Raw genomic sequence first — 9,060 nt, forward strand, 5'->3', positions numbered from 1 at the left:
TTTCCAAGCAGGCATTGCACTACATTAGGCTTCATTAGTCCCCGTTGCGCATATCCATCTTATTTTTAACTGGGATAAACAAGTCAATAATCCCGATGACCAAAGCAGCAAGCAAGGCGCCAAGCACAGTAACGCGGAAACCCGGTACCAAAAATTGTGTTAGGTAAATGACGATAGCACTTACGACGAAACCGACAATCCCACGATTATAGGGAGAGATTTTATCACCAAAAATGCTTTCGACACCCCAACCAATAAGGGCAATAACAACTGCTGCAAGCAAGGCAGTCCAGAAACCGTTTACGGCAAAGCCCGGTACTAGGAAGCCGACGAACATCAGAACAATTGCGGCAACGATAAAACGAATAACGTGACGCATAAAACTCATAAACGAGTCCTCCTTGTAGTAGGGTAGGTGTACGTTTTCATTTTGGCTTACTAGGAAATAAAGTATGTACAACAAATAGGATGTAATTATTTCAATGGGCAACCTATCCAAATAGGAATTGGATTTTTCATGAAATGGTTTTTTGTAAATTTAATAGCACGACATGGTATAATAAAATGATTAGATAAGAAGGGGGCAGCATACGTGGAGCGAAGGATTTTACGAACGCTGGAATTTAACAAAATCATCGCCATGCTGATGGAGAAAACCACATCAGAGCTCGGACGAGAACTGGCTGAGTCACTTGAGCCTTTTAATCATATAGATGTTGTTCGTCATGCACAAAGACAAACAGAGGAAGCAAGCACGGTACTACGTGTTAAAGGAAGCGTGCCATTGGGCGGTATTCGCAATATCCGTGGGCCAATCCAGCGTGCTCGGTTGAACTCGATCTTAGCGCCTCTGGAACTTCTTGATATTGCTACTACTTTGCATGCGGGACGTCGCCTTAAACAGTTTATTAATGATATTTCCGAGGAGCATGAGCTTTCCATTTTGCAAAGCCTGGTAGATAGAATTGAGGGCCTTCGCGACCTAGAAACGGAAATAAAACGCTGTATTGATGATAATGGTGAAGTAGTCGATAGCGCCAGTCTTGAATTGCGTCAGATTCGCCAGGAGATTAGAAGCTCTGAAGCACGGATTCGCGAAAAGCTTGACCAAATGACTCGTTCCTCATCTACACAAAAAATGCTGATGGAAAACATTGTAACCATACGTGGAGATCGCTTTGTTATTCCAGTCAAACAGGAGTATCGTTCGCATTTTGGCGGTATTGTACACGATCAATCTGCGTCAGGGGCTACATTATTCATTGAACCTGAAGTGATTGTGTCAATGAACAATAAGCTGCGCGAGGCTAGATTAAAAGAAGAACATGAAGTGGAACGCATTCTTTATACGTTAACCGTACTAGTAGCAGATCATGTGGATATGTTATTGGAGAATCTTTCCGTGTTAGCTGAGCTTGATTTTATTTTTGCAAAGGCGCAGTTAGCATACAGCATGAAAGCCATCAGTCCAAAATTAAATGAAGAAGGCTATATTTTGCTTAAAAAGGGACGTCATCCGCTGATTGATCCAAAGGTAGTCGTTCCACTAGATGTAGAATTGGGTAAAGAGTATACAGGTATTGTAGTCACAGGTCCCAATACTGGCGGTAAGACTGTATCCATCAAAACATTGGGCTTATTGTCCTTAATGACAATGGCAGGTCTTCATATACCAGCACAAGAAGAAACCGAGATGGCAGTGTTCTCATCTATTTTTGCAGACATAGGCGATGAGCAGTCCATTGAGCAGAGTTTATCTACATTTTCTAGTCATTTAACTAACATTATCCGCATATTAGATCAAATGGATGAAAAAAGCCTTGTGCTGTTCGACGAATTAGGAGCAGGAACAGACCCTACAGAGGGCGCAGCGCTTGCAATGTCCATTTTGGATCATGTGTTAGCCAAAGGGGCTAGGCTAGTAGCTACAACGCATTATAGTGAGTTAAAAGCCTATGCATATGATACTCCAGAGGTAGTGAATGCCAGTGTAGAGTTCGATGTACAGACGCTACGTCCAACCTACCGATTACTGGTTGGGGTTCCGGGGCGTTCGAATGCATTTGCGATTGCATCACGTCTTGGCCTAAACGAGCAAATCATCGATAAAGCTCGCCGCTCTGTGTCTAAAGAGGAAAATCAGGTTGAGAAAATGATTGCCTCTCTGGAATCCAATAAGAAAACGGCAGAAAAAGAACGTGAAGACGCTGAAAATATTCGCAAGCAAGCAGAAGAGTTACGTCAGCAATTAGAAGAGGAACGTCGTCAATTCGCTGAGACAAAAAATCGCTTGCTAGAAAAAGCGGAGGAAGAAGCACGTGTCGCCGTGCAACTAGCCCGTGAAGAAGCGGAAGAAATTATTCGTGAGTTGCGTCAGATGCGTAAAGAAGGCGTTGATTTTAAGGAACACCGTCTAATTGATGCCAAAAAGCGGCTAGGAAATGCAGTGCTGGAGCTGGAAAAGGAAAAGGTGAAAAAACCAGCCAAAGCAGTTCGCGCCACTCAAATCAAAATTGGTGACGAGGTAATGGTAGATAGTTTTGGACAAAAAGGTACCGTTTTGGATAAAGTATCCAGCACTGAATATTTAGTTCAGCTTGGAATCATTAAAATGAAAGTCAAAAAAGATGATATGCATGTGGTGAAGGAATCAGTACAGCCGAAGAAGCCAGTACAGTACACGACCATTAAGAGAGAGGCTAATAGCGTTAAATTAGATCTGGATCTACGCGGTTACAATGTAGAGGATAGCATTCAAGAAATAGATCGTTATCTGGATGATGCGGTATTGGCAGGTTTCCACAAGGTATCCATTATTCATGGGAATGGTACAGGAGTTTTGCGCAAAGGTGTTCATGAATTTTTGCGCCGCCATCGCAGTGTGAAATCGTTCCGCTTAGGCGGCCAAGGTGAAGGCGGCGTGGGCGCTACCATTGTAGAATTGAAATAGCGGGGAGGAGAGCCTTTTATGGCGATCTTATTTCAAAATACGTATCTGGCCACAGCTACCTATTTTGCTGTGACAGGTCTTGCAATGATCCTGTTTATCTCTATTTTTGAATTGGTTACAAAGTATCGAGTCTGGGTCGAATTAAAAAAGGGAAATCTTGCTGTAGCCATGGCAACAGGTGGGAAGATATTTGGGATTGCTAATATTTTCCGGTTTTCCATTCAGCAGCATGAGAAGCTAGGGGCATCCCTTTTACATGCTAGCTACGGATTTTTATTGATGTTACTTGCCTACTTTATCTTTGAATTCATGACGCCAAGTCTAAAAATCGATCATGAAATCGAGCAAGATAACCGCGCAATCGGGCTGATTTCTATGTTTCTATCCATCGGTTTTTCATACATCATCGGAGCTAGCTTGGTGGTGTAGGTGCAATTCTTACTGGTAAAACTGGACATGTAAGAATTCATGAAGATCATTCAAAGCGTGATCAGGACGGCAATTTTTGTGAATGGCTGTCCTTTTTACGTTAGGCAGGGTATAATATGGCTTTGAGAAGGGTAGAAAGAATCTCTCATAGTGAGGGGGCAGCAATTTGGATAAACTGTACAAAGCGTTGTTTATTTGCGGCCTTGTTTTTCTGGGGTTAGGAATTTACTATCTATCGTAGTTACTACATACGTAGCATATATACGTGGAGAAACAAAGGAAAGAGGAGATTATTATGACACATCCTATTCGTGTCGCGGTTGTAGGCCTTGGTTTTGTAGGTTTGCCACTTGCGCTAACCTACGCGATGAAAGGTGCAAAGGTAGTCGGAATCGATGTTTCCAAACAGCTTGTAAAGGAAACAAACGAAGGAAAATCTCACCATCTGGAAGCATATAAAGGCAAGACATTGCCAGAAATTTTACAAGAACAAGTGGAGGCAGGTCGTTTTCATGCCACCACTTCCTATGAGGAAGCAAAACCACAGGTTGACCACTATATCGTAACAGTAGGTATCCCGGTTAAAAATGGCGACCCTGAGTTGCAATATTTAAAAAGTGCTGCTCAAACATTAGGAAGCCAACTCAAAAAGGGCGATCATGTTATGATTCGCAGTACTGTAATTCCTGGAACAACGCAAGAAGTTGTGAAGCCATTACTTGAAGAAGCAAGCGGCATGAAGGCAGGCGAGGAGTTCTATCTAAGCTATTGCTCGGAACGTATTGCAGAAGGACGGGCTTTTGAGGAGTTTATTCATATGCCTCTAGCATTAGGCGGTATTAATGAAGCGAGTGCTGCCAAAGGAAAAGAATTGCTTTCCTTTATTAGTGAGACAGAGATTACTGTTACAGATATTCGCGTAGTAGAAGCCTCCAAGGTTATTGAGAACATTCAGCGTGACGTTAATATTGCGATGGTTCAAGAGTTTGCAAGATTTGCGGAGGCAGCAGATATTGATGTTTTTGAATTAATTAAGGTTGCTAATACCCATACTCGCGTCAATTTACTAACGCCAGGTCCTGGTGTAGGTGGTTACTGTTTGCCGAATGCCCTTTATTATTTGGCTCCAAAAGCAAAGGAGCTGCATGTTGACCTACCGCTTTTGACTACTGCACGTAAAATTAACGATGGCATTCCTTCTGTGCTGGTAGACATGCTGGAGCAAACACTACAATCTGTGGGTAAACGTTTGGCTGACAGTAAGGTAGCTGTGTTTGGCTTAGCTATGAAGGATTTTTCCAATGATGATCGCATTAGTCCTGTGCACGATTTTATTGGGCTATTGCTAGCGAAAGGGGTAGAGGTTACCTCTTACGATCCTGCTGTGCATACGCCATATGTTCATAAAAAAGACAGCCTAGAAGCTGCTGTATCTGGAGCTGATGCTTTGGTGCTAGCCGCGATGCAGCAAGAGTTCACCGAGCTTGATTGGGCTGAGGTAACTGGGAAAATGGCGTCATCCCCTGTGGTCTTAGATTTAAAAAACCGAATTCCGCGTACGCTTGATGAGCAAGTGAAAGTGAAGCGAATTTAGAATGTAGATAAAGCTTTGCCAAGGAAAAGCATATAAAAAACGTCCTGTCCCAGTCAAAGCTGATGAAGGGGGCAGGACGTTTTTGTATCTTTAGGAGCTAAGAGCGGTGTTAACAGAAAGGGACTGAACTAGCTAAGTTCATCATCGCACGCATGGTTTTATACATATCAGACTGATTTTTTGCATAGTAGGTAACTTCCGTGGTGTTCGGAATGATTACTGTTTCTGGAACAATTGCGGCCATCTCAGCCTGGCCGTAATGAGAGAATTCTATTTTTAATTCAAGTGGCAGCTCTGTAGTAAGTGGGACTATTTCCTTACAACGCTGCAAAGCTAGGGTTGCTTGCTCTTGCAGAATTTCACGGCTTTCTTTTAGCGAAAGGCAGATTGCGGAAGTGCGAGATGTTGCATATTTAACGATAGCGGTCTGGATGTCAGGAATGAGCCCTAGAGCTTCCTCTGCGATGAGGTTGTCACCAGATACCAAGCAGACTGGTACGCCGTATAAACCGGCATAGATGGCATTAAAACCAAATTCGCCAACAACTTGACCATTTATATACATGTTTTTAATTACGCGTGACATCGTATGGCTAAGAACTCCTGGAACGCCGTGACGGGTGTGGTAGCCGATTAAAAAAACGGCATCATAGGTTTCATCTAGGCCATGCATCATAGAGTGATCGCGTGGGGTTCCGCGAAGCAGGCGAGCTTGTGGATGCAAATCCTCCAAATGAATGTTATTAAGATTTTCATGGCTATCTGCTACCAAAATTTCAGTAGCGCCAGCGGCTATGGCTCCTTCAATGACAGCATTCACATCGTGAGTCATATAGGCACGGCCTCTTTGATAATTACTGCCCGTTTCGGGGTTAATATAAGTAGGATCGGTAATGCCCGAGATTCCTTCCATATCGCAGGATATAAATACTTTCACGATTACGCACAACCTTTCTATGTAGTTCCACTTCTATTGTACAAGGATTCAGACAATGAAACAAAGAAAAAACGACTTTGTTCCCTTAGCTGGACGGGAAGAAGTCGTTTTTGCAAATGAATTATGGGGATAAGCATGGATGCTTAGGTTATTTCATGCCATGATAGATTTTTTGTCGATTATGGCTTTCGTTTTTGCTCGTAAAGGTGAATCGTTTGTTCCGCCATTTGCTCAATTGTAAATTCACGGTCGATCATTTCAGTGCTGTTTTTAACCAAGCGTAGCTGAAGCTCATGATCCTGCCAAAGTCTGAGCATGGCCTGTGCTAAAACGCCCGCTTGAGCTGGTGGAACTAACAGCCCTGTTTCTTCTGAAATGACAAATTCACCTACACCTCCAACATCTGTAGCTATTACAGGTAGAGATGCAGCCATTCCTTCAGCGATCGTATAACCTAGTCCTTCGTACAACGCAGCGTGCACATACATATCTAATGCTTGAAGACAACGAGGGACATCGGTACGGAATCCAACGAAGCGAACTCGCTCAGCAATTCCAAGCTGACGTGCTTGATCTTCAAGAGCTGGGCGGTCTACACCATCCCCGATTATTGCTAGATAAAGTTTAGAATGGTTTTGTGTGCTAGCTAACACCTGAGCAAAAGCTTCAAGTAAATAAGGAAGTCCCTTGATTTGAACGATACGCCCGACGTTTCCAAATACAAAAGCATCGGCGGGGATTTCCCACTCTTCGCGTAGTGTGGCACGCACTTCTGCTTTATTTTCGATACGGAACGGGGTAATATCCATTCCATTAAAAATTACACTTGTTTTTTCTTTTGGGATGCCATCTTCTATTAAAACGGTTTGGAGTGCCTTACTTACCGTTATAAAGTGATCCGTCCAGCGACGTGTTTGTTTTTCCATAAGAGTTGCGCCAAAAGAAGCTAGTGGACTCACATAATCATATTTTAAATTACTATGGACTGTGGTAAATGTTGTGCAGCCCATTGAACGAGTCGCCAATCTTCCCAAAAAGTTAGCTTTAACTCCGTGCGTATGCACAATGTCTGGATTCATAGCGATAATTTCCTGCTTTAATCCCTGCAAAATACGGAAATCGAAGCGTCCATATGTATGTAATGTTGTCACTTTGATACCAGCTTCACGCAATTTTCTCGCAAATAACGCATCGTAAAAGCATACGACGGCTGCCTCTACTTGCTTCTTAGAAAAAGAAGTAAGCAGATTGAGAATATGCTGTTCAGCTCCACCAAATTCTCCACCGCCGATTACGTGGAGGACACGTAGTTTGCTTGTCATGTAATCCACCCGAACCTTTCCAACAGACCATTTCAAATATACCAGATGAAGCGGTGATTCGCAATATGACCGTACTTATGGTATGGTTAACGTGACATTTTTTTATAGACTTGTTTTAGCTTTTAGCAAGTGAATAACTGGGTTAGAAACGCGAATAAGGATGAGGAAAATAGATATGGACAAGCGACATAATGTATTAATACTCTCGTATATATTTCCACCAATTGGAGGCGGTGGCGTTCCGCGTCCGCTTAAAATGGCTAAATATCTAGGGGAATTCGGCTGGGGTGTACATGTGCTTACTGCGGACCCGAGCTATCATGCTACCCTTGATCCTAGTTTACTGGCAGATGTTCCTGCGGATGTGCACATCCATCGAGCAAAGGAGCTGACTGCGAAATTCCGTAAACCAGCAAAAAATACGCAAGCATCGTCTGGCAAGCAAGCTGCTACTAAGCAGGCCTCCAGTAACCCTGCGGCAAGAAATAATGTATCTGATTCGGATTCTGATCGTGCAAAAGAACAAGGGGAAGACGACAGCAAGGGGGCTGTCACAAAAGCAGAAAATGTAGCATCAGCTTCAAGACAACAGACTGAGGGAAGCGATCAGCCTTCCTTGGTTGCACGGCTTAAGAGCACATTATTTCAAACCGCCAAAAAAATAAAGCCGTACCTGCTTATCCCGGATGATCAAATATTGTGGTATCCTGAGGCATTGAAGGTGGGGCGTGAGATCATGCGCAAGCACCGCATTGATGTGATCTTCTCTACTTCTGGTCCCGTAACAAACCACCTTGTCGCTCGTAAGCTAGCAGCGGAGTTTGGCTGTAAATGGATTGCAGACTTCCGAGATCCTTGGACTCAAAATATGCATCGGTCAGGTATTGCTTGGCGTGAGCGTCTGGAAGAGCGAATGGAAGCAAAGGTCATGAAGCAAGCTGATGTTATTACAACAGTGACTGCTACATTTGCCGAAAATTTCCAAACAAAATATCCAGCTACCGCAAACCGAATGGAGCTAATTTATAATGGCTTTGACAAATCTGATTTTGCAAAACTGACTCCTGCACATACGGTACCTGATCGGTTTCATGCCGCTTATGCAGGTATTTTATATCAGAAACGCAACCCGCGATTATTGCTGGGTGCGATCAAGGAACTGATTGATGAAGGCCTAGTTGACCAACAGGAGATATGCCTTTCATTTGCAGGTGTCTTTGACTATCCGGGCTATACAGAAAATCGAGATTGCGTAGAGCAGCTTGGTTTGCAGAAAGTAGTCAGAGTGCTGGGCAATCTACCTCATAAAGAAGCACTAGGTCTGATGAGTGGTGCAGACGCCCTATTGATGATCGGAGACGTCACTCCTGATGCAGGAGCCTATATCCCTGGTAAGCTTTATGAATACATGGGGGTTGGTAAGCCTATTTTAGCGTTAAATATGCCAGGAGAGGCAACGGAGATCATCCAACGCTTTGGTTTAGGGGAGGTAGCCAATCCTACTGATAAGGAAGCGATGAAGCAAGCGTATCTCCATCTGTATCAGAATTGGAAACAGCAAAAGGAGAACGGGACTAGTCCACAACGCGATGAGAGCCTCTATGATCGTGTTAAGCTGTACGAACGCCGTGAACAAGCAGGCCAACTGGCACAGGTTATGAACGAGCTAGTAGGCGGTACTAGAGAAGCTAAGAAAGCAGGCCCTGGGCAACAATAAACTAACAGCAAAAGCGTGTTTGAGTGTCACACACTCGCACGCTTTTTGTAATGGCTCAGAACAAATACAAAAAAACTCTCTATCGGTCAGTAACTGACCGATAGAGAGTTT

General features: G+C 43.5%; 7 protein-coding genes. 4 read left to right on the top strand and 3 right to left on the bottom strand.

The annotated features are described in order from the left end of the window. Positions 1-34: 34 nt before the first annotated feature. On the bottom strand, positions 35-388 hold the full coding sequence (locus AYJ08_RS00600) for a phage holin family protein (protein WP_031410887.1): 354 nt from the start codon (positions 386-388) through the stop codon (positions 35-37). Between the two features lie 204 nt (positions 389-592). Between AYJ08_RS00600 and AYJ08_RS00605 the strand changes: the two genes are divergently transcribed. The 3 genes from AYJ08_RS00605 to AYJ08_RS00615 all read left to right on the top strand — a co-directional run bounded on the left by AYJ08_RS00605 (position 593) and on the right by AYJ08_RS00615 (position 4,973). Next, a complete protein-coding gene (locus AYJ08_RS00605; protein WP_064016166.1) occupies positions 593-2,950 on the top strand; it encodes an endonuclease MutS2 in 2,358 nt (785 codons plus the stop codon). Between the two features lie 18 nt (positions 2,951-2,968). After that, a complete protein-coding gene (locus AYJ08_RS00610; RefSeq protein ID WP_018671300.1) occupies positions 2,969-3,379 on the top strand; it encodes a DUF350 domain-containing protein in 411 nt (136 codons plus the stop codon). Between the two features lie 295 nt (positions 3,380-3,674). Then, complete coding sequence (locus AYJ08_RS00615) at positions 3,675-4,973, top strand: nucleotide sugar dehydrogenase (protein ID WP_064016167.1); 1,299 nt, start codon at positions 3,675-3,677, stop codon at positions 4,971-4,973. A 109-nt stretch (positions 4,974-5,082) separates the two neighbouring features. On the opposite strand, the gene AYJ08_RS00620 is transcribed toward AYJ08_RS00615, so the two are convergent. Further along, positions 5,083-5,910 carry a M55 family metallopeptidase gene (locus AYJ08_RS00620; RefSeq protein ID WP_064016168.1) on the bottom strand — a complete coding sequence of 276 codons (828 nt, stop codon included), beginning with the start codon at positions 5,908-5,910 and terminating at the stop codon, positions 5,083-5,085. Positions 5,911-6,089: 179 nt separating this feature from the next. Beyond that, positions 6,090-7,232, bottom strand: coding sequence for a glycosyltransferase (locus AYJ08_RS00625; protein WP_064016169.1), 1,143 nt, complete (start codon positions 7,230-7,232; stop codon positions 6,090-6,092). Positions 7,233-7,407: 175 nt separating this feature from the next. On the opposite strand from AYJ08_RS00625, the gene AYJ08_RS00630 reads away from it, so the two are divergent. Continuing rightward, a complete protein-coding gene (locus AYJ08_RS00630; protein WP_064016170.1) occupies positions 7,408-8,949 on the top strand; it encodes a glycosyltransferase family 4 protein in 1,542 nt (513 codons plus the stop codon). The last annotated feature ends 111 nt before the right edge of the window (positions 8,950-9,060 follow it).

The sequence above is a fragment of the Brevibacillus sp. SKDU10 genome (assembly GCF_001645205.1).
In the GTDB taxonomy this organism is placed as follows: Bacteria; Bacillota; Bacilli; order Brevibacillales; family Brevibacillaceae; genus Brevibacillus_B; species Brevibacillus_B halotolerans.

What these genes read in the sequence shown, in the direction of transcription:
- AYJ08_RS00625 (WP_064016169.1), bottom strand. Translation starts at nt 7,232, where the DNA reads ATGACAAGCAAACTACGTGTCCTCCACGTAATCGGCGGTGGAGAATTT.
- AYJ08_RS00630 (WP_064016170.1), top strand. Translation starts at nt 7,408, where the DNA reads ATGGACAAGCGACATAATGTATTAATACTCTCGTATATATTTCCACCA.
- AYJ08_RS00610 (WP_018671300.1), top strand. Translation starts at nt 2,969, where the DNA reads ATGGCGATCTTATTTCAAAATACGTATCTGGCCACAGCTACCTATTTT.
- AYJ08_RS00600 (WP_031410887.1), bottom strand. Translation starts at nt 388, where the DNA reads ATGAGTTTTATGCGTCACGTTATTCGTTTTATCGTTGCCGCAATTGTT.
- AYJ08_RS00615 (WP_064016167.1), top strand. Translation starts at nt 3,675, where the DNA reads ATGACACATCCTATTCGTGTCGCGGTTGTAGGCCTTGGTTTTGTAGGT.